Raw genomic sequence first — 20,055 nt, 5'->3', positions numbered from 1 at the left:
CATGTCAGGCGACCAGCCCTACGCCGAGCACGAGGGTGCCGTCCTGCTGCTGTTGCTGCTGGCCGGTCTCGTCGCCGTGGTGTGGCTCACGGTCCGCGCGGTCACCGGCCTGGTGCGGGCCCGCCGGAACGGCACGACCCTCCTCGGTCCGGCGGCCGTACTGGCCTGGGACGCGGCGGTCGGGATGTACACCTGGGGGCTGCTCCACCTGTTCTTCTTCGACGACCACGCCCAGGCCGAGGCCTGTGCGAAGGCCGTCGACGGCAGGGTCACCGGCTACGAACCGACCTTCGTGCCGCTGCACTTCGGCTGCCGCACCGGTGACGGCCGGGTGACCGAGGCGGTCGTCCCGTCCTACCTCAACCCGGCGACCCTGCTGCTCGGCATCTGCGCGCTCGTCCTGACCTGGCTCGTCATCGCACACCACAAGAAGGGCACCCACACGTGACCACCCCCCTGTCCCGCCGCCACGTCCTGCGCCGTGCCGCCTTCCTGGCCGCCGGGACCGTCGTCGGCTCCCAGATGCTGTCCTCCCCCGCCCTCGCGCAGCCGGCCGGCCCGGAGCCCGACAAGCTCCGCGAGTCGGTGCGCAAGGCGCAGGAACGCAACAAGCGCGTCCTGAGCGGCGTCCCGTCCCTCAACGGATGGGAGATGGAGAAGACCGCGGACCACCACGGGCACGTCTACACCAGACCCGTACCGGGCCTTCCGGTCGACGGCGTCCAGGTGCGCATGGGCGACGTCGAGACCGTGCTGGTCCATGTGATCCGCCGCTTCCACTACGAGGTCGAGGAACTGCGCCGCGGCGACGTGACGGGCTGGCGCCAACCCTCCACGGTCCGCAAGGGCATGGCCGAGTCGAACCAGGCGTCCGGTACGGCGGTCCAGATCCGGCCCGGTTCCTACCCGTCGGGAGTGCGGGGCGGCTTCTTCCCGCAGCAGTTGACGGCGATCCGGGACATCCTCGCGGAGTGCGGCAGTGTGGTCCGCTGGGGCGGCGACGACAAGCACCCGGACGAGGCGCTGTTCTACATCGACGTCAAGCCGGGTGACGACAGGCTGCCGAAGCTGGCCGAGAAGATCGTGGAATGGGACTGGACCCCCGGCAAGGGGGCCGGCTCCGGCACCGTCTGAGCCGGAACGGGAGCCGGACCCGGTCCGGGCCAACGTTTCTGTTCGATTTATCGTCTTCGCACGTGTGTCCACACCGGGCACGCCCGATGACCTCGAACGGAAACCCCGACCGTGGCCCCTGCCGAACTCACCGTCCCCCGGGCCGAACAGCGCCAGGACAGACGTCCGGGTAACGCACTGCGCGCCTTCGGGCGCCGGCATCGCGTGCCGCTGCTCGCGACCCTGCCCACCATTCCGCTGTACGCGGTGTGGTGGGCGTTTCTCGCCACGGGCGGCGGAGACCTCGCCGCGCAGGAGGCGTGGGCCGACTTCGCCTCCCACCACGGGGGTTCGGCGTACGGGCTGTTCTGGTACGGCGGGATGCACACCGTCAACTACAGCGTCGTGTCGCCGTACTTGATGGCGCTGGTCGGCGTGCGCACCGTCGCGGTGGTGTCCGGGCTCGCCGCCTCCTGGCTCGCGGCGGTGCTGCTGGTGCGAAGCGGCGTGCGCCGCCCCGTGTGGCCCGCGCTGCTCGCCTCGCTCGCGCTGTGGTGCGACGTGGCCTCGGGCCGGGCCACCTTCGCGCTCGGTGTCGCCCTCGCGCTGGCGGCCTGCGTGCCGCTGGTGCGGGAGCGGCGGCTGTGGCTCGCCACCGGGTACGCGGCGCTGGCGACGACGGCCTCGCCGGTCGCCGGGCTGTTCCTGGCCGTGGTCGGGGCCGCGTTCCTGCTCGTACGGGACTGGGGACGCGCCCTCGTGCTGCTCATACCCCCGGCCGCCGTCGTCGGGCTGACGACCCTGTTCTTCCCCTTCACCGGGGAGCAGCCCATGCCGGCCGGCCGCATCTGGCCGCCGGTCGTGCTCGGCCTCGCCGTCACCGTGCTGGCCCCGCGTACCTGGCGGGTGGCCCGGTGGAGCGGGGCCGTCTACGCGCTCGGGACCGTGCTGACGTATCTGATCGCCTCGCCGGTCGGCACGAACGTCGAGCGGTTCGCGGAGCTGTTCGCGCCCGCCGTGCTGCTGGCGGCGCTGCTCTCCGCCCCCTCCGCGGCGACCGCGGCCCGGGGGCGGCGGCTGGTGTCGGGCCTGTTGGCCGTCGCGGTCGTCTACTCGTCCGGGTGGGTGGGGAAGAAGACCGTCGACGACCTGAAGGTGTCCACCGTGGTGCCGGCCTGGGCCGCGGAGACGGAGGGTGTCGTGGCCGCGCTGGAGGGGCTCGGTGCCGACCGGACGCGGGTGGAGGTGGTGCCCGCCCGCAATCACCGCGAGGCCACCCTGCTCGCCCCGCACGTGAACCTCGCCCGCGGCTGGAACCGGCAGCTCGACGTGGAACGCGGACGTCTCTTCTACGACGGCACCTTCTCCGCCGCCACCTACCGGGAGTGGCTGGACCGCTGGGCGGTCGGCTTCGTCGTCGCCCCGCTCGGCAGACCGGACGGCCCGGCGCGGGCCGAGGCGAAGCTGGTCCGCGACCCGGAGCTGCGGCCCGAGTGGCTGGAGCCCGTGTGGCGCGACGCGCACTGGCAGGTCTACCGGGTGCGGGACGCCGTACCGCTCGTCTCCGCGCCCGGCACCGTCGTGTCCACCGGCCCCGCCGACCTGGTGCTGCGGGTGGCGCGGCCCGGCGCGGTGACCGTGCGGGTCGCCTGGTCGCCGTGGCTGCGCAGCGACGGCGGGTGTCTCACGCAGGACGGCGAGTTCACCCGGCTGACGGTCGAGGCGCCCGGCGAGTACCGGATCAGCTCTCGGTACGGTTCTTCACCGGGGTCGGGGGATCACTGCTGACCCCGGACTCGGGCCCGGGCCCGGGCCCGGACTCCGGGGCGGGCTCGGGCTCTGGCTCCGGCGCGTGCGCCTGCGCGGGCTGCGGCCGGGAGGCGGCCGCCGCCGGCACCGCCGTTCTGGCCCGCGGGCCCTGGAACCAGTACGTCAGTCCGAAGCCCGCCGCCACCACGGCCGCGCCGCCCACCGCGTCCAGGACCCAGTGGTTGCCGGTCGCCACGATCGCGGAGACGGTGAACAGCGGGTGGAGCAGGCCCAGGGCCTTCATCCACATCCTCGGCGCGATGACCGCGATCACCACCCCGCACCACAGCGACCAGCCGAAGTGCAGCGAGGGCATCGCCGCGTACTGGTTGGTGAGGTGGGTCAGCGTGCCGTAGTCCGGCTTGGAGAAGTCCTGGACGCCGTGCACCGTGTCGATGATGCCGAGGCCCGGCATCAGCCGCGGCGGGGCCAGCGGGTAGAGCCAGAAGCCGACCAGGGCCAGCAGCGTGGCGAAGCCGAGGGAGGCTCGCGCCCAGCGGTAGTCGACCGGGCGGCGCCAGTACAGGACGCCGAGGACGGTCAGCGGGACGACGAAGTGGAACGACGTGTAGTAGAAGTCGAAGAAGTCCCGCAGCCAGCCGACACCGACGACCGCGTGGTTGATCGTGTGCTCGATGTCGATGTGCAGGAAGCGCTCGAGGTCGAGGATCTGCGTGCCGTGCTCCTCGGCGCGCGCCCGGCCCGCCGAGTTGCTGCCGCCGGTCGCCGCGAGGCGGACCTGGGAGTAGGCGGCGTAGGTGACCCGGATGAGGAGCAGTTCGAGGAGGAGGTTGGGCCGGGTGAGGACCCGGCGCAGGAAGGGCAGCAGCGGGACGTGCTTGAAGCGGGTCGGGACCGGCGGCGCGTAGGCGGTCGGGACCGGGTTCTCGAAGTAGGGCGACGTGCGCGGCAGGAAGGGCACGGCGACGGCGGCGGCCAGCGCGGCGAGCAGCACGACGTTGTCGCGCAGCGGGTACAGCGCCTCCATGTTCGGCAGCATCATCTTCGCGGGCAGCGTCATCACCAGGACGACGGCGACCGGCCACACGTACCGGTCGGAGGCCCGTTTGCCGACCCGGCCGACGACCGCGGGCAGCACCCACAGCAGCTGGTGCTGCCAGGTGGCCGGCGAGACGACGACGGCCGCGCAGCCGGTGACGGCGACCGCGAGCAGCAGTTGGCCGTCACGGGCGTAGCGCACGGCGCGGCGCAGGGCGAGGACGGCGACGGCGGCGCCGAGCAGGAGGAAGAGGGCGATCTCCAGGGGGCCGTTCAGGCCGAGGCGGAGCAGGACGCCGTGCAGCGACTGGTTGGCGAGGTCGTCGGCCTCGCCGCCCAGGCCGACGCCGGCCATGTGGTGCACCCAGTACGTGTAGGAGTCCTGCGCCATGGCCGCCCAGGCGACGGCGGTGCAGACGACGAACGTGATCCCGGTGGACACGGCGGCGCGTCTGCGGTCGGTGAACCACAGCAGGGGGACGAAGAGGAGGACGGTCGGCTGGAAGGCGGCGGCGACACCGATGAGCACGCCGCCCAGCCGGTCGCCCTGGGCCCCCCGCACGGCGAAGCAGCCGAGCAGGACGAGGAGGACCGGGATGATGCTGGTCTGGCCGAGCCAGAAGGCGTTGCGCACCGGCAGGGACAGCATCAGCAGGCTGATGGCGACCGGCGCCCCCAGCAGCGCCGTACGGCGTCCGACGGGCTGGGGCAGGGCACGGGCGGCGACCAGGCCGAGGGCGACGACCAGCAGCAGGGAGCCGAAGGTCCAGCCCCAGCCGAGGGCCTGCTCGGCGGCGCGGGTGAAGGGTTTGAGGACGAGGCCGACGAACGGCGTCCCGGTGAACTGCGTGGAGTCGTACAGCGACCCCTCCACGTGCAGGACGCCGTGCTCGCCGACCCAGGTCTCCAGGTCCGTCAGCCGTTCCCCGCGCGGGGTGCCGAGGACCGCGGCCACCTGGCGTACGGCCAGGACGGCGGCGATCAGCCACAGGGCCAGGCGTGCGAGGCGCAGCCGTGCTCTGGTCGCGTCGACGGCCGTGGCTCCGAAGGACTCCGCCGGTCGCCCACTGTGCTCCGCATTCGCCACGCCTCGTCGGCCTCCCGCCCCGTTCGTACCGTCCGTACGTACCGTACGTGCCGCCCTCGTGCACGCCGTGTGTCGTCCCTGCGAACCCTATGAGGCTCGCACCACCCCCGGTGGAAGACGCGGGCACCCCCCACTCAACCTGACAGCCGCCCGCTTTTCGACTCGGGGCGATTCCCGGGAGCGAGAAGGATCACAGCTCGCGTACGAGGGAACGGCGCGCGGCGCGCGCATGTCTCCTGCGCGTACGCCATTTCGGTGCACAGTGCAACGAAAAGCATACCGGGCGTAAGCGGCGCTTCAGCGCCTATGGTCGCTTTTCTGCCCGTGGCCGAGTGCCTCGGGCTCTTTCCGGCCCGGCGACAGCGCCGCCGTACGGGTCCCGGCGTTCCCCGCGCCTTTGTCCCTGTCCCCGTCGAAAGCAGGCGAGCGTAGTTTTGTCGGCCGCCCCCGTTGCCGCTCCGTCGTCCCGTACCCCGTCCCGCACGGCCCCCGCACCCGTCCCGCGCACCGCGGGCGCGCCCACCGCCACCGATCCCGCGCTCGTCCGGCGTGCCGTCAAGGCGGCGGCGCTGGGCAACGCGATGGAGTGGTTCGACTTCGGCGTCTACAGCTACATCGCCGTGACGCTGGGCAAGGTCTTCTTCCCGTCGGGCAACCCGACCGCGCAGTTGCTCTCCACCTTCGGCGCCTTCGCGGCGGCGTTCCTGGTGCGGCCGCTGGGCGGCATGGTCTTCGGTCCGCTCGGGGACCGGGTCGGGCGGCAGAAGGTGCTCGCCGTGACGATGATCATGATGGCGGCGGGCACGTTCGCCATCGGGCTGATCCCGTCGTACGCGACGATCGGCGTCTGGGCGCCGGTGCTGCTGCTGGCCGCGCGGCTGGTGCAGGGCTTCTCCACCGGCGGTGAGTACGCGGGCGCGTCCACCTTCATCGCCGAGTACGCGCCGGACAAGCGGCGCGGCTTCCTGGGGAGCTGGCTGGAGTTCGGCACGCTCGCCGGGTACATCGGCGGCGCCGGTCTGGTGACGCTGATGACGGCACTGCTGTCGGACGGCGACCTGACGTCCTGGGGCTGGCGCATCCCGTTCCTGATCGCGGGCCCGATGGGCATCGTCGGCCTGTACCTGCGGATGCGCCTGGAGGAGACCCCCGCGTTCGCGGCCGAGGTGGAGAAGGCGGAGACGGCGCGGGTGAAGGTGCCGCTGCGCGAGATGGTCACCGGTCAGTGGCGGGCGCTGCTGCTCTGCGTCGGCCTGGTGCTGGTCTTCAACGTCACCGACTACATGCTGCTGTCGTACATGCCGAGCTACCTGACCAGCGAGCTGAAGTACGACGAGACGCACGGGCTGCTCGTGGTGCTGGGCGTGATGGCGCTGATGATGGTCGTCCAGCCGTTCGCGGGCGCGCTGACCGACCGGGTCGGGCGGCGGCCGGTGATCGCGGCGGGCTGCGCGGGCTTCCTGCTGCTGTCCGTCCCGGCGCTGCTGCTGATCCGCGAGGGCAGCCTGCTCGCGGTGGCCCTGGGCATGGGCGCGCTGGGCCTGCTGCTGGTCTGCTTCACGGCATCGATGCCGTCGGCGCTGCCCGCGCTGTTCCCGACACGGGTGCGCTACGGCTCGCTGTCGATCGGCTTCAACGTCTCGGTGTCCCTGTTCGGCGGGACGACGCCGCTGGTGGTGACGGCGCTGATCGGGGCGACGGGCAACATGATGATGCCCGCGTACTACATGATGGCCGCGGCCGTGGTCGGCGGCGTGGCGGTGTGGTTCATGACGGAGTCGGCGGGGCGCCCGCTGCCGGGCTCGGCACCTGCGGTGGAGGACCGCTGAGGCTCTGTCAGAATGCCGGGATGTTGGTCAGACTCGCGCAGGAGCGCGACTTTCCCGGTTTCCTCCGCCTGGCGGCCCAGGTCGAGGACTGGTTCGGGCCGATGGTCGAGGACGCCGGGTTCCACGAGGCGGTGCACGAGCACATCCGCCGCAGGGCGGCCCTCGTCGCCGTCCCCTCGGACCCCGGCCCGGAGGGCCCGGCCCCGGACCCGGACCCGGAGGCTGGCACGCCCCTGCTCGGCGGGCTCCTGTTCGGGCCGGACACCGGCCCCACGGCTCCGGTCCACCATGTCCACTGGCTGGTCGTGTCGCAGCAGGCCCGTACCGGCGGCGTGGGCCGAGCGCTCATGCGGGACGCGATGCGCAGGTGGGTACGGGGCCCGGCCGACGTCGAGGTGGTCACCTTCGGGGCCGACCACCCCGGTGCCTCCGCCAGCGGTGCGCGCGTCTTCTACGAGCGCCTCGGCTTCACTCCCGCCGAAACGGTCGCCCCGGGCCCCGAGGGCGGCTCCCGCCAGCTCTTCCGGCTCACGGTGGGCGCCGAGCACCCGCGCACCGGCGATCACCCGGGTATCGTCGGCGCGTCTGCCTAGCGCGCCTGCTCGGCGGCTCCACTCACAGTTCCGCTCGGCAGTTCTGCTCGGCAGTTCCACCTGGAGAAGTCAACGACGCACACGGGAGGGCCCGGATGAGCGAGTCGCAGCTCTGGGACGACGTCGACACCTACTTCATCACCCACCTGGCACCGGACGACGACGCCCTGGCGGCCGCCCGCAGGGAGAGCGACGCCGCCGGGCTGCCCCCGGTGAACGTCGCCGCCAACCAGGGCAAGCTCCTGCATCTTCTCGCCCAGATCCAGGGCGCCCGCACCGTGCTGGAGATCGGCACCCTCGGCGGCTACAGCACCATCTGGCTGGCCCGCGCCCTGCCCGCCGACGGCCGTCTGGTCACCCTGGAGTACAGCGCCCGGCACGCCGAGGTCGCCGTCCGCAACATCGCCCGCGCCGGCCTCGACGCCCTCGTCGACGTGCGCGTGGGCCCCGCCCTGGAATCCCTGCCGAAGCTCGCCGACGAGAACCCGCCGCCCTTCGACCTGGTCTTCATCGACGCGGACAAGGGCAACAACCCGCACTACCTCGAGTGGGCCCTCAAGCTCACCAGCACCGGCAGCCTGATCGTCATCGACAACGTGGTCCGCGGCGGCCGGGTGGCCGACGCCGCAGACACCGCCGACGACGTGCGCGGCACCCGCGCCGCCATCGAGCTGATCGGCAGCCATCCGCGGCTCAGCGGCACCGCCGTCCAGACAGTCGGCGTCAAGGGGTACGACGGGTTCGCGCTGGCCCGCGTGCTGGCCTGACCCCGCCGGGCCCCCTCAGACCTCGTGGTAGAAGCCCACGTTGACGCTGCGCGGCTCCGCGCGGTCCTGGACCACGACCTCGCCGCTGCCGCCCCTGGGCAGCGGCACCGTGCCGCCGTACGGCAGGGACTGCACGTGTTCGCCGACGGTCAGCCGGACCTCGCTGGAGGGCTCCGGCTGCGAGCCGCGCAGCCAGCTCAGCCGCCAGGTGCCGTCGGCTCCGCAGCGGAACTCCAGGTGGACCCGGGAGACGAACAGCCAGTCGTCCGGCGTCGACAGCCGGCACACGGACCTGTCCCGGCCCACCCGCAGCACCGAGTCCGGCTCGCTGGGCGCGTCGGCCATCTGCATACCGGCCGTGGCGCCCGTGTCCGCCGCGGTGACGGCGGCCATGGTGAGTTCGAGCACGTGCGCTCCTTCGAGGTCCGTCGGCTTGTCGCCGCCGCATGATAGATCGACCCGGGGAGTGGTGTCCGGCACACTGGGTTCATGACCGAGCGAAAGCCACCCGGCGTCGACTTCGAGTCCTGGGTCGACAAACAGATTCGAGACGCGGAGTCGCGCGGCGAGTTCGCCGAGCTGCCCGGCGCGGGCAAGCCCCTGCCGAGCGAGATGGACAGCACCTACGACGAACTGTGGTGGGTCAAGCGGAAGATGGCCCGCGAGGGCTTCTCCGTGCTGCCGCCCACGCTGGCCCTGCGCAAGGAGGCGGAGGACGCCCTGGAGGCGGCGGCGAAGGCCCCGTCGGAGCGGGTGGTCCGGCGCATCGTCGAGGAGATCAACGCCAAGATCCGCGAGGTCATGTTCAAGCCGCCGCCCGGCCCCCCGCTGGGTCTGAAGCCCTACGACGTCGAAGAGGTCGTACGGCAGTGGCGGGAGGGCCGGGCGGACGGGGCGGAGCGGTGACGTGACGCCTGGTGGTCACAGGCGCATCAGACGGTCCGCCAGTTCGCGGTAGTCCCGCAGGGCCAGGCGGAGTTGCTCGGTGTCCGAACTGGGCGCGCCGCCGCCCTCGCCGGGCTCCTGCCAGGAGGCGCGCAGGGACTGACGGCGGTGCGTCACGGCCTCCGTGAAGCGGGCGGTGATCTCCTCCAGCACCCGGTCGGCCTCCTCGACGGAGGCACGCGGCGCGTCGACGAACCCGGCCAGCGCGTGGTGCAGCCGCTCCCCGAGCCGGTCGGAGTCGGTGGGCGGGAGGAGGGGCCGGGCCGCCGAAGGAGGGGCCTTCGAAGCCGTCGTCGCGGAGGGAGCGGGCGCGGCCGCGGCGGGGGCGGCGGGGGCGGCGGGGGCCGTGGTGCCAGGGGCGGCCGTGGTGCGGGGACCGGCCGTAGTACCGCTACCGGCCGTAGTGCGGGGATCAGCCGTGGTGTCGGAACCCGTGCCGGGGCCGGAGCCGCGCCCGGCGCTGACGTCGCGGCCGGGGGCGGTGTCGTGACCGGCGGCGGTGCCGGGTTCGCCTGTCATGTCGGACATGACCTCAGCTCTCCTTCGGTCGACGCTTGCCGAGCGACCACGCGTGGGACGCCGGGGCCGCCGGGGCCGGTTCGCCGGCGCGGGCTTCCGTGCCCCGACCCCGCCCGTCGCGGCCGTCGTGGCGGGCCGGGCGCGTCAGGGCCTCGAAGAGCGCGCGGGCCTCGACCATGGACTCACGCATCTCCTCCGTCCCAGGACCGCCGCCGTCCCGCGCGTCGTCCACGCGTGCGTGCGTCACACGGTGCACGCGGCGGTAGCCCTCGACATGGTGGGGGTGGTGCACGGACAGTGCCGTGAGCTGCTCCTCGTACTGACCGCCGTCCGGGAAGCCCCGGGCACCGGCGAGTTCCGCGAGCAACCGGTCCGCCTCCGCGACCGCCTCACGCGGGGAGTCGACGAAGCGCTCCTGGGCCGCGGCCCAGCGCGCCTCGAAGTGCTCGCGCTCGGCGGGCTCCAGGGACCGCGTGCGCAACGACCCGTGCCGCCGCACCCGTTCGGTCAGTTCGCGTTCGGCGGCCTTGGTGTCGCCGTCGTGCCGGGCGACGGCCAGGTCGTACTCGGGCCCGAAGCGCCGCTTCAGGCCTCCGCCGTGCTGGGGTCCCCGTGCGCGCAGGGCAAGGACGGCCGCGACGACGAGCACGACCGCCACGACCACGATCAAAGCGATGATCACGCCTGTGGACATGAGTGCCTTCCGGGTTTTCGGCCTGCCGGCTCTCCGAGCGGGCCGGTTCGCCGTTCGTGTTGCCCCCGAGGCCGCGCTCAAACGGTGCCCGGCGTGCGCCGACGGCGTACCGCTGGGAAAATACGGTTGCTCCGTCCGCCGGTCCCTGCCGACCATGCCCGTCATGACCTGGACCGTCGCCCCGGAACCGTACGACTCCCCCGTCGCCGCCGCCCTGTGGCGCGCGTACTACACGGAGGTGAGCGACCGCTGGTACCAGTTGCACGAGGGGCACTCCACCGACCCCGACGAGCTGGAGCGGGAGATCGCCGCGTACTCCGGATCCGACCTCGCACCGCCCCGGGGAGGGCTGCTGGTCGCGCGTTACGGCGGTGAACCGGCCGGCACCTCGGGCGTGCGGCTGCTGGACGACGCGACCGCCGAGCTGACCCGGGTGTTCCTGTACGCCGGGATGCGCGGCCGGGGCGGCGCCGCGCTGCTCGTGCGGGCCGCCGAGGACGTGGCACGCACGCTCGGGGCCGAGCGCATGGTCCTGGACACGCGCGGCGACCTCGTCGAGGCCCGCGCCCTGTACGCGCGCCTGGGCTACGCGGAGACCGACGCGTACAACGAGAGCCCGTACGCCGAGCACTGGTTCGCCAAGCGGCTGCACGGCGACGGCGGCTCCCGACGGCCGACGGCTCCCGACGGCCGACGGCTCCTGACGGCTGACGGCTGACGGCTGACGGCTGACGGCTGACGGCTGACGGCTGACGGCTGACGGCTGACGGCTGACGGCTGACGGTGCTCAGCCGGCCCTCGCGGCCGTACGCCCCTCCTGTCCTTCCCGTCCTTCCCGTCCTTCCCGTCCCTCGCGCCCGGCGTGCCGGTCGTGCGGGCGCTCCCGCTCCGAGCCGCACAGCTCGCCGGTCAGCTCGTGCACGAGCCGCACCAGGTCGGTCGGGCGGTCCGGGCCCCACCAGTCGCCGAGCAGTTCGGCGAGGGAGTCCTCGCGGGCCAGCGCCAGCCGTTCGGCGACCTCGCGTCCCCGGCCGGTGAGGATCAGGTCGGGGCCCTCCCGGACGGCCAGGTGCCGTTCCTCCACCTGCCGGGCGGCGGCCATCACCGTGGCCAACGGGACCGGGCTGCGCTCCGCGAGCTGGGCCGGCTCGACCCGGCCGTACTTCCTGACCCGCAGCAGGATCCAGCTCGACGCGGGCAGCAGGTCGTAACCCGCCCGCGCGGTGATCCTGCGGTAGATCTCCCGGCGGCCCTCCCGGGTGCCCAGGACCGACAGGGCGCGGCACACCTCGTCGTGCGAGGAGCGCTCCACCGGGTTGCTCGCGAGGGTCTGGGTGGCGTCCGGCGCCGTGACCGAGCCGCGCAGCCGGTCCTCCTTGAGGAACCAGGCCAGGAGGAAGGCGACCAGGGCCACGGGGGCGGCGTACAGGAAGACGTCGGTGATGGAGGAGGCGTAGGCGTGGACGGCCTCGGGGCGCAGTGCGGGCGGCAGGGCGCCGATGCCGCGCGGGTCGGCCTCGAGGGTGTCCACGGAGACGCCGGGCGGCAGGGCGGCGCCCCGGAAGGCGTCGGTGAGCTGGTCGCCGAGGCGGCTCGCGAAGACCGTGCCGAAGATGGCCACGCCGAACGACGCGCCGATGGACCGGAAGAAGGTCGCGCCGGAGGTGGCGACGCCCAGGTCCTCGTAGGCGACGGCGTTCTGCACGATGAGGACGAGGACCTGCATGACCAGGCCGAGGCCCAGGCCGAAGACGAAGAAGTAGGCGCTCACCTCGGCGGTGGCGCTGTTCTCGTCGAGCTGGTGCAGCAGGAGCAGGCCGAGGGTGGTGACGGCGGTGCCCGCGACGGGGAACACCTTCCAGCGGCCGGTACGGCTGACGATCTGCCCGGAGACGGTCGACGACAGCAGCAGGCCGAACACCATCGGCAGCATGTACACACCGGACATGGTGGGGGTGACACCGCGCACGACCTGCAGGAACGTCGGCAGGTACGTCATCGCGCCGAACATCGCGAAGCCGATGACGAAGCTGATGACGGCGGAGAGCGTGAAGGTGCGGACGCGGAAGAGCTTGAGGGGCAGGACGGGCTCGGCCGCCCTGCGCTCCACGGCCACGAAGAGCACGGCCAGCACCACCGCCAGCACCGCGAGACCGATGATCTGCGGGGAGCCCCAGGCCCAGGTCGTACCGCCGAGCGAGGCCACCAGGACCAGGCAGGTGGCGACGGAGGCGATGAGGAGGGTGCCGAGGTAGTCGATGACGTGCCGGGTGGTGCGGCGCGGGATGTGCAGGACCGCCGCGATGACGGCGAGGGCGACGATGCCGATGGGCAGGTTGATGTAGAAGACCCAGCGCCAGCTGAGGTGCTCGGTGAAGACCCCGCCGAGCAGCGGCCCGAGCACGCTGGTCGCCCCGAAGACCGCGCCGAACAGCCCCTGGTAGCGGCCGCGTTCGCGGGGCGGGACCAGGTCGCCGACGATCGCCATCGACAGCACCATCAGCCCGCCGCCGCCCAGCCCTTGCAGGGCGCGGAAGGCGATCAGCTGGCCCATGCCCTGCGCGATGCCGCACAGCGCGGAACCCACCAGGAAGATCCCGATCGCCATCTGGAACAGCCTCTTGCGCCCGTACTGGTCACCGAGCTTGCCCCACAGCGGCGTCGCGGCGGTCGCCGCCAGGAGGTACGCGGTGACCACCCAGGACAGGTGCTCGAGGCCGCCCAGGTCGCTCACGATGGTGGGCAGCGCCGTCGAGACGATGGTCTGGTCGAGCGCGGCCAGCAGCATGCCGAGCAGCAGGGCTCCGATGGAGACGAGCACGCCGCCGGCGACCTGCTCCCGCTCCTCCGGCGCCCCGGGCTGCCGCTCCGGGGCCGCCTCCGTCGCCCCGCGCACGTCTCCGGCCATGTGGACCTCCACGGTGTCATGCCGCTCACGGTGTCGATGCGCACTGCCCGTCCAGCCGTCCGGGCGACCGCCCATCCAGGTCGGTGTGACCAGTTTTGGCCGTTTCAGTCCTCCGGGAAGCCCGGATTCCGGGGGCGTGCGCGCGGAAGTGTGGAGAAGATCTGCATAATCTCTGAAGTTCGCGAGGGGAGTCGCGAGGGGAGGGACGAACGCGTGAAGCAGGAGAAGGAGCCGTCGCAGGAGCGGCCCGCGAGGGCCGCGTGCCCGGAGTGCGGCACGCCCAGAACGGCGGACAACACGCCGTCCTGCGCCTGCGGCAGCAGGGCGTCCGACGCCCTGCGCGACGCGCGCACGGCCCAGGCGGCAGCGGCGGAGGACTTCGACCCGCTGCGCATACGGCCGTACGTCGAGCTGGACGGGGCCGGGGAACCCTCGGGCGCGGCGCCCGGTGCGTCCGGTACGCCTGGCGCATCCGGTACGCCTGGCGCATCCGGTACGCCTGGCACGTCCGGTGAGCGGCCCGCGCCTCCGTCCGACCCGGACGCGACCATGACGCTGCGCGCGGTCGACGCCGGTGGGGGTGCCGACGCCGGGGCCGGTGCGGGTACCGCCGCTGATGGTGGTGGTCGCGGTGGCGGTGGTGGTGGCGGCGCCGGTTCGCCCGGCGGGGACGCGAAAGCGACGGCCGCACTGCCGACGCCCCTCGCCCCCTCGTCCGGCTCGCCCAGCGCGCACGACCTGCGCCTGTTCGACACGTCCGCCACCGCGCCCCTCCCCCGGGTGGCGCCGGGGACGGAGGCCGCACAGGGCGCGGGCGGCGCCGGGCGGCCTCCGCGCAGGCGGCGCAGGGGCGTACTGCTGAGCACCGCCGGGGCGGTCGTGGCCGTGGTCGGCGCCGCGGGATACGCCAGCGGGCTGTTCTCCTACGACACCCCGTCACGGGACGGGGCGATGCCGGACGAGGTGCGGGCCAGCGTGCCGGACGCCTCGCCGAGCGAGACCTCGCCGAGCGCGGAACCGAGCGCGTCCCCGGCCTCGCCGACGCCTTCCGCGTCCGCCTCGCCCTCCGAGTCCGCTTCCCCGTCGGCCAGTGCCAGCGCCTCGGCCTCCCCGTCCCCGTCGGCATCGAGCGCCTCGCCCACACCGTCCCGCTCGGCGGAGCCGACGCAGAGCACGACCGCGCCGGGCGCCGGCGCCTCGCAGGAGTCCGAGGACGACGACCGCGCCCCGGACGGCGGCCCCACGCTGCAGCGCGGCGACCAGGGTCCGGAGGTCGTCGAACTTCAGCAGCGCCTGAAGGAGAAGTGGATGTACTGGGGCGACCTCAACGGCAACTACAACCGCCAGGTCGAGGACGCCGTCCGCCAGTACCAGTGGGAGCGCGGCATACACACCGACGGAGTCGGCGTCTACGGCCCCGACACCCGACGCAGGCTGGAGTCGGAGACCCGGGAACCGTAGCGGGGGCGGCCCCCCGGGCAGACGGCGTCAGCCGACGTGCAGGCGCAGGCTGCCGTCCGGGGCGGCCTCGACACGCACCCGCGTCAGGTCCTCCACGACCACGTCCGGCCCGTGGAGCCCGGCGCGGGGACCGACTCCGACGACCCGCATGCCGGCGGCGCGCGCGGCCGCGATGCCGGCGCCGGAGTCCTCGAAGGCGATGCAGTCGGCGGGGGCGATGCCCAGTTCGGCGGCGCCCTTGAGGAAGCCCTCGGGGTCGGGCTTGCTGGCGCCGACCGACTCGGCGGTGACCCGGACGTCCGGCTGAGCGAGCCCCGCGGCGGCCATCCGCGCGGTGGACAGGGCGACGTCGGCCGAGGTCACCAGGGCGTGCGGCAGACCGCGCAGCGAGGCGAGGAACTCCGCCGCGCCGGGGATCGCGACGACGCCCTCGGTGTCGGCGGTCTCCTCGGCGAGCATGCGCGCGTTGTCGGCGTGGTTCTGCTCCATGGGCCGGTCCGGCAGCAGCAGCGCCATCGAGGCGTAGCCCTGCCGTCCGTGGACGACCTTCATGACCTCGTCGCCGTCCAGGCCGTGCCGGTCGGCCCAGCGCCGCCAGACGCGCTCGACGGCGGCGTCCGAGTTGACGAGGGTGCCGTCCATGTCGAGCAGCAGGGCGCGGGCGGGCAGAACGGTGGTGGCGGTGGCCGTCATCGGCAGACTCCAAGGCGCGGGGAGGGAACAAGGCGGCCCCGCCCGCCGGTCAGGGAGAACGGGCGGGAGCCACTTTGTTCATCCACGGTACAAAACAGACCGGGGTTCGCGCCACCGGCACAGGCCGACGGAACCCCGCGCCCGCCGCTCAGCCGGCGACCGCCTCCCACAGGCTCCACACGCCGAGGCCCAGCATGAGCACGGCCGCGACCTTCGTGATCAGCGCCAGTGGCACCCGCTTCATCAGGGCCTTTCCACCGACGATGCCGAGCCCGGCGACCGCCCACAGCGCGAGCACCGCACCGAGGCCGACGGAGAGCGGGTCGTCGTAGCGGGCCGCGAGGTTGGCCGTCATGATCTGCGTCAGGTCACCGAACTCGGCGACCAGGATGAGCATGAAGCCCGCCCCGGCGACCTTCCAGAAGGACTGGTCCTCCGGCTTGCGGATCTCCTCGTCCTCGTCGTCCTTCTTCATCAGCAGCACGGCGGCGCCGCCCAGGAACAGCACACCGGTGATCGCGTGCACGATCTGCTGCGGCAGCAGCGTCAGCACACTGCCGGCCGCGACCGCGAGCACGACGTGCAGGAGGAAGGCGGCGGCCACGCCCGCGAAGACGTACGAGGCGCGGTAGCGGGTGCCGAGGACGAGGCCGGCGAGCGCGGTCTTGTCCGGCAGTTCGGCGAGGAAGACGACACCGAAGACGAGCGCCGTCACGGTCAGGCTGATCAAGGTTCCTCAATCGGTCGGGGCCACCCCACCGAGAGTGCTGGTTGCGCGGATTTCACCGTCTCCGCGACGCGCGACACCTCGGCACGGCAGCACACGGATTCACCCGTGCGGTACGGCACGGGCGTGCACTGCTTGCCGAAGGTCTCGCTGGCCCGCCTCGCGTACGAGGCCTGCCTCCGGGCGCCGGCTCAGGCGGGCTGAGCAGTATGTCGACGGTCCGGCGAAGAGCTACTCCCCTTCTGCGCCGTCCATAGTACGCGAACCCGCACACGACCCCGAGGGCCGGAAGTCCCCCGCCGGGACGCCGGGACCGCTCCCGCGCCGCCCGTCACGAGTTCCCGCCACGGGGTCAGTCACGGGTTCGGCCACGGGCTCCGTCACAGGTTCGGCCACGGGCTCCGTCACGAGTCTCGTCGCACTCCTAGACGTGCCATGCACACGTCACTAACTTCTTACCGACCGCACACCTGTGCGCCATGCGGCGTCGCGAGCATTCCCCTGCCCGCGTCCCAACACCCCCACACCCAAAGGGAGTTCGCATGCCGAAGTTCTACGCGCGTCGACGGCTCGGTTTCCTCGCCGCGTTCACCGGGCTCATAGCCTCCGCCGGGCTCCTCAACGGCCCGGCCGCCTCCGCCGCCCTCCCCACCCCGGTCAGCGCCGCCACCGCCCGCACCTACCTCGCCAGCCTCACGGTGGCCACCGAGGACCGCACCGGCTACGACCGCGACCTCTTCCCGCACTGGATCACGCAGTCGGGCACCTGCAACACCCGCGAGACGATCCTCAAGCGCGACGGCACGAACGTCGTCACCGACTCCTCCTGCGCCGCCACCAGCGGCAGTTGGTACTCCCCCTACGACGGCGCCACCTGGTCCGCCTCCTCCGACGTCGACATCGACCACCTCGTGCCGCTCGCCGAGGCCTGGGACTCCGGTGCCGACTCCTGGACCACCTCGCGCCGGCAGTCCTTCGCCAACGACCTGACCCGGCCCCAGCTCCTCGCGGTCACCGACAACGTCAACCAGTCCAAGGGCGACCAGGACCCGGCCACCTGGATGCCCTCGCGCAGCGCCTACCGCTGCACGTACGTACGCGCATGGGTGCAGGTGAAGTACTACTACGACCTCTCGGTCGACTCTGCGGAGAAGTCCGCCCTGCAGGGCTACCTCGCGAACTGCTGACGCCCCGCCCGCCGCCCCTTCCGCCGTCCGTTCGGCCATCCGCCGGTATCCGTCGGCATTCTTCGGCCATCCGCCGGTATCCGTTCGGCACGGAACCTCCCCGTCGGCCTCCGTCGTTCCGTACCGTACGGGGCGACGGAGGAGAGGATCATCATGGCGGGACTGCGCCTGGGCCCACTGCTGAGGTACGCCGACGGTTCGTGCGCGACCGTCTGGGTCGAGACGGGCGGCCCCTGCACCGCCGAGGTGCGCTGCGCCGACGGCGCCCGGGGGACGGCCGACACCTTCAGCGTCGCCGGTCACCACTACGCCCTGGTCCCGGTCGACGGTCTGACGCCGGGCACGGCGACGGAGTACGAGGTGCTCCTCGACGGCGCGAGCGTGTGGCCGCCGCCGGACTCCCGCTTCCCGCCCTCGGTGATCGCCACGCCCACGGACGACGACGGCATGCGCGTCGCCTTCGGGTCCTGCCGCTGGGCCGCGCCACCGGCCGGCGGGAAGGACCCGGTCGGCCCGGACGCGCTGGACACCCTCTCCGCCCGTGTCGCGGCCGACCCCGGGGGCGCCCGCCCCGACGTACTGCTGCTGCTCGGCGACCAGGTGTACGCCGACGAGGTCTCCGACGCCACGCGCCGCTGGATCGCCGACCGCCGCGGCCTGGACCGGCCTCCCGGCGACCAGGTCGCCGACTACGAGGAGTACACCCGCCTCTATGACGAATCCTGGCTCGACCCCGAGGTGCGCTGGCTGCTCTCCACCGTGCCCAGCTGCATGATCTTCGACGACCACGACGTCGTCGACGACTGGAACACCTCCGCCGCCTGGCTCGCCGACATGAGGGCCACCGACTGGTGGCAGGAGCGGCTGCTGAGCGGACTGATGTCGTACTGGGTGTACCAGCAGCTGGGCAACCTCTCCCCGGACGAGCTGGCCGCCGACCCGCTGTACGCGGCCGTCCGCGAGACCCCCGACGGCACCGCCGCACTGCGGGCGTTCGCGGCCCGGGCCGACGCCGATCCGGCCTCCGTGCGCTGGAGCTACCGGCGCGACTTCGGCCGCACCCGGGTGCTCATGGTGGACTCCCGCGCCGCCCGCGTCCTGGAGGAGGACCGCCGCGCGATGCTCGACCCGGACGAGGCCGCCTGGCTGCGCGAGCAGATCATGGACGGGCGGGGCGACGGGGAAGGCCCCCGGACCGGGGACGGTCCCGGGAACGGGGACGGTCCCAGGAACGGGGACAGCCCCGGGGACGGTCCCGCGGACGGGGACACGGGTGCGGGGCGTGGTGCGTACGACCACCTGCTGATCGGCACCTCCCTGCCCTGGCTGCTGCCCCACCTGGTGCACGACGTGGAGGCGTGGAACTCCGCGATGTGCGGCGGCGAGCGGGGCGCACGCTGGGCGCGGCTCGGGGAGCGGATCCGGCGCGGGGCCGACCTGGAGCACTGGTCCGCGTTCCCGTCGTCCTTCGACGCGCTCGGCGACCTGATCGCCGAGGCCGCCACGGGGCCGGGGGCGCCCGCGACGGTGAGCGTGCTGTCCGGCGACGTCCACCACGCCTATGTGGCCGAGCCGTCCTGGCCCGGGCGTGCGCCCGACGCGCGGGTGGCACAGCTGACCTGCTCCCCCGTCCACAACTCCGTGCCTCTCTCGATCCGCCTCGGTTTCCGCTTCGGCTGGAGCGCACCGGCGCGCGCCCTCGGGCGGCGCATCGCCCGGCACGGACGCTGCGCCCCGCCGGCGGTGAGCTGGCGCAGGACCGGCGGCCCCTGGTTCGGCAACCAGATCATGACGCTGACCCTGCGCGGACGGTCGGCGCGGCTGCGCCTGGAACAGGCCCGGGCGAACCGCGACGGCACGAACGTACTGCGGATGATCACGGACCGGGAGCTCGCGTAGTCGAGGTACGCCGGCGTGGACGGGGCGCCGGGTGGGTATGAAATGAGTCACATCCGGGGGGCCGCGGTTCGATCGTGGGAGCGCTCCCACCTGGTCCGGCCGCAGTGAGACGCCGGTGACCGCGCGTTAAGTTATGGCTAAATGTTGAACTTGCAAGTACTCATTAGGCACACCTAACGTGGGCAGCCCATTCGGTTCCGTCCCCCACCGGCCACACCCCCCGGCCGGCCGTCCGGAGGAGCAAACCCCCCATGCCCCGACGCCTCGAAAGCGCCAGCGCCCAGCCCTACGTGCTCGGCTTGTTCCGCATAGTCGTCAGCCTGCTCTTCGCCTGCCACGGCGCCGCGTCCCTGTTCGGCGTCCTCGGCGGCGCCGCGGGATCGGGCGGCACCATCGACGCGGGCACCTGGCCCGGCTGGTACGCGGCCGTGATCCAGCTCGTCGGCGGTGGCCTCGTCCTGCTGGGCCTCGGCACCCGCCCGGCGGCGGTCATCTGCTCCGGCTCGATGGCCTACGCGTACTTCAAGGTGCACCAGCCCGGCGCCCTGTGGCCGCTGGAGAACGGCGGCGAGGCCCCCGCCATGTTCTGCTGGGCCTTCCTGCTGCTCGCCTTCACCGGCTCCGGCGCCCTCGGTCTGGACCGTCTCCTCGCCCGGCGCTCCTCCGAGCGGGACGAGGCCACCCCGGAGCGGCAGACGCCGGTCGCGGCCTGACCGGACCGCCACGGCGCTCCCCTTCTCCACACGCACAGCAGCGGTGCCACCCCGCACGCACGGCAGCGGTGCCTCCCGGACGCGGAGGCACCGCTGCGGCGCGTGCGGCCGG

General features: G+C 73.1%; 19 protein-coding genes. 12 read left to right on the top strand and 7 right to left on the bottom strand.

Features of this window, described 5'->3' with window-relative positions; all coding sequences use genetic code 11:
* Window position 1: 1 nt before the first annotated feature.
* The 3 genes from NI25_RS27510 (at window position 2) to NI25_RS27500 (ending at window position 2,901) form a co-directional block, all read left to right on the top strand.
* Window positions 2-448, top strand: a complete 447-nt coding sequence (locus tag NI25_RS27510) for a hypothetical protein (protein ID WP_061445014.1) — start codon at window positions 2-4, stop codon at window positions 446-448.
* Entirely contained in the window at window positions 445-1,134 is a 690-nt protein-coding gene (locus NI25_RS27505; protein ID WP_061445013.1) for a hypothetical protein, read from the top strand. The genes NI25_RS27510 and NI25_RS27505 overlap by 4 nt, the downstream gene beginning before the upstream one ends.
* Window positions 1,135-1,245: 111 nt before the next feature.
* Window positions 1,246-2,901: a hypothetical protein gene (locus NI25_RS27500; protein WP_061445012.1), complete on the top strand. Its 1,656-nt coding sequence runs from the start codon at window positions 1,246-1,248 to the stop codon at window positions 2,899-2,901.
* Here NI25_RS27500 and NI25_RS27495 read toward each other — a convergent pair.
* Window positions 2,855-5,008 (bottom strand): bifunctional glycosyltransferase 87/phosphatase PAP2 family protein, encoded by a 2,154-nt coding sequence (locus tag NI25_RS27495; RefSeq protein ID WP_061445011.1) that lies wholly within the window; start codon window positions 5,006-5,008, stop codon window positions 2,855-2,857. The genes NI25_RS27500 and NI25_RS27495 overlap by 47 nt on opposite strands.
* Before the next feature lie 434 nt (window positions 5,009-5,442).
* Here NI25_RS27495 and proP point away from each other — a divergent pair, with 434 nt between their 5' ends.
* From proP to NI25_RS27480, 3 genes are all read left to right on the top strand, one after another.
* Window positions 5,443-6,837: a glycine betaine/L-proline transporter ProP gene (gene proP / locus NI25_RS27490; RefSeq protein WP_061445010.1), complete on the top strand. Its 1,395-nt coding sequence runs from the start codon at window positions 5,443-5,445 to the stop codon at window positions 6,835-6,837.
* A 20-nt stretch (window positions 6,838-6,857) separates the two neighbouring features.
* The gene (locus NI25_RS27485; RefSeq protein ID WP_061445009.1) at window positions 6,858-7,430 is read left to right on the top strand and encodes a GNAT family N-acetyltransferase; all 573 of its coding nucleotides are present in this window, start codon (window positions 6,858-6,860) and stop codon (window positions 7,428-7,430) included.
* 95 nt (window positions 7,431-7,525) lie between these two features.
* Complete coding sequence (locus NI25_RS27480) at window positions 7,526-8,197, top strand: O-methyltransferase (RefSeq protein ID WP_061445008.1); 672 nt, start codon at window positions 7,526-7,528, stop codon at window positions 8,195-8,197.
* Window positions 8,198-8,212: 15 nt separating this feature from the next.
* Here the strand turns inward: NI25_RS27480 and NI25_RS27475 are convergent, their stop codons facing one another.
* The gene (locus NI25_RS27475) at window positions 8,213-8,605 is read right to left on the bottom strand and encodes an FHA domain-containing protein (protein ID WP_061445007.1); all 393 of its coding nucleotides are present in this window, start codon (window positions 8,603-8,605) and stop codon (window positions 8,213-8,215) included.
* An 81-nt stretch (window positions 8,606-8,686) separates the two neighbouring features.
* Here NI25_RS27475 and NI25_RS27470 point away from each other — a divergent pair, with 81 nt between their 5' ends.
* Window positions 8,687-9,103, top strand: coding sequence for a DUF1992 domain-containing protein (locus NI25_RS27470; RefSeq protein ID WP_061445006.1), 417 nt, complete (start codon window positions 8,687-8,689; stop codon window positions 9,101-9,103).
* 15 nt (window positions 9,104-9,118) lie between these two features.
* Here NI25_RS27470 and NI25_RS27465 read toward each other — a convergent pair whose 3' ends face one another.
* A complete protein-coding gene (locus NI25_RS27465; RefSeq protein ID WP_061445005.1) occupies window positions 9,119-9,670 on the bottom strand; it encodes a hypothetical protein in 552 nt (183 codons plus the stop codon).
* A 4-nt stretch (window positions 9,671-9,674) separates the two neighbouring features.
* Window positions 9,675-10,355 carry a hypothetical protein gene (locus NI25_RS27460; protein ID WP_061445004.1) on the bottom strand — a complete coding sequence of 227 codons (681 nt, stop codon included), beginning with the start codon at window positions 10,353-10,355 and terminating at the stop codon, window positions 9,675-9,677.
* A 163-nt stretch (window positions 10,356-10,518) separates the two neighbouring features.
* Here NI25_RS27460 and NI25_RS27455 point away from each other — a divergent pair, with 163 nt between their 5' ends.
* Window positions 10,519-11,073: a GNAT family N-acetyltransferase gene (locus NI25_RS27455; protein WP_061447123.1), complete on the top strand. Its 555-nt coding sequence runs from the start codon at window positions 10,519-10,521 to the stop codon at window positions 11,071-11,073.
* 69 nt (window positions 11,074-11,142) lie between these two features.
* Here NI25_RS27455 and NI25_RS27450 read toward each other — a convergent pair whose 3' ends face one another.
* The gene (locus NI25_RS27450; protein ID WP_061445003.1) at window positions 11,143-13,263 is read right to left on the bottom strand and encodes an MDR family MFS transporter; all 2,121 of its coding nucleotides are present in this window, start codon (window positions 13,261-13,263) and stop codon (window positions 11,143-11,145) included.
* A 213-nt stretch (window positions 13,264-13,476) separates the two neighbouring features.
* On the opposite strand from NI25_RS27450, the gene NI25_RS27445 reads away from it, so the two are divergent.
* The gene (locus tag NI25_RS27445; RefSeq protein WP_061445002.1) at window positions 13,477-14,724 is read left to right on the top strand and encodes a peptidoglycan-binding domain-containing protein; all 1,248 of its coding nucleotides are present in this window, start codon (window positions 13,477-13,479) and stop codon (window positions 14,722-14,724) included.
* A 27-nt stretch (window positions 14,725-14,751) separates the two neighbouring features.
* On the opposite strand, the gene NI25_RS27440 is transcribed toward NI25_RS27445, so the two are convergent.
* On the bottom strand, window positions 14,752-15,417 hold the full coding sequence (locus NI25_RS27440; protein ID WP_061445001.1) for an HAD-IA family hydrolase: 666 nt from the start codon (window positions 15,415-15,417) through the stop codon (window positions 14,752-14,754).
* A gap of 148 nt (window positions 15,418-15,565) precedes the next feature.
* On the bottom strand, window positions 15,566-16,147 hold the full coding sequence (locus tag NI25_RS27435; protein ID WP_061445000.1) for a TMEM165/GDT1 family protein: 582 nt from the start codon (window positions 16,145-16,147) through the stop codon (window positions 15,566-15,568).
* 539 nt (window positions 16,148-16,686) lie between these two features.
* On the opposite strand from NI25_RS27435, the gene NI25_RS27430 reads away from it, so the two are divergent.
* The 3 genes from NI25_RS27430 (at window position 16,687) to NI25_RS27420 (ending at window position 19,943) form a co-directional block, all read left to right on the top strand.
* On the top strand, window positions 16,687-17,331 hold the full coding sequence (locus NI25_RS27430; protein ID WP_003976456.1) for an HNH endonuclease family protein: 645 nt from the start codon (window positions 16,687-16,689) through the stop codon (window positions 17,329-17,331).
* A 153-nt stretch (window positions 17,332-17,484) separates the two neighbouring features.
* Window positions 17,485-19,230 carry an alkaline phosphatase D family protein gene (locus NI25_RS27425; protein WP_061444999.1) on the top strand — a complete coding sequence of 582 codons (1,746 nt, stop codon included), beginning with the start codon at window positions 17,485-17,487 and terminating at the stop codon, window positions 19,228-19,230.
* A gap of 251 nt (window positions 19,231-19,481) precedes the next feature.
* On the top strand, window positions 19,482-19,943 hold the full coding sequence (locus NI25_RS27420) for a DoxX family protein (RefSeq protein ID WP_061444998.1): 462 nt from the start codon (window positions 19,482-19,484) through the stop codon (window positions 19,941-19,943).
* The last annotated feature ends 112 nt before the right edge of the window (window positions 19,944-20,055 follow it).

This window comes from Streptomyces sp. CCM_MD2014 (genome assembly GCF_000772045.1).
Lineage (GTDB): Bacteria > Actinomycetota > Actinomycetes > Streptomycetales > Streptomycetaceae > Streptomyces > Streptomyces salinarius.
This window is presented reverse-complemented; position numbering and strand designations above follow the sequence as displayed.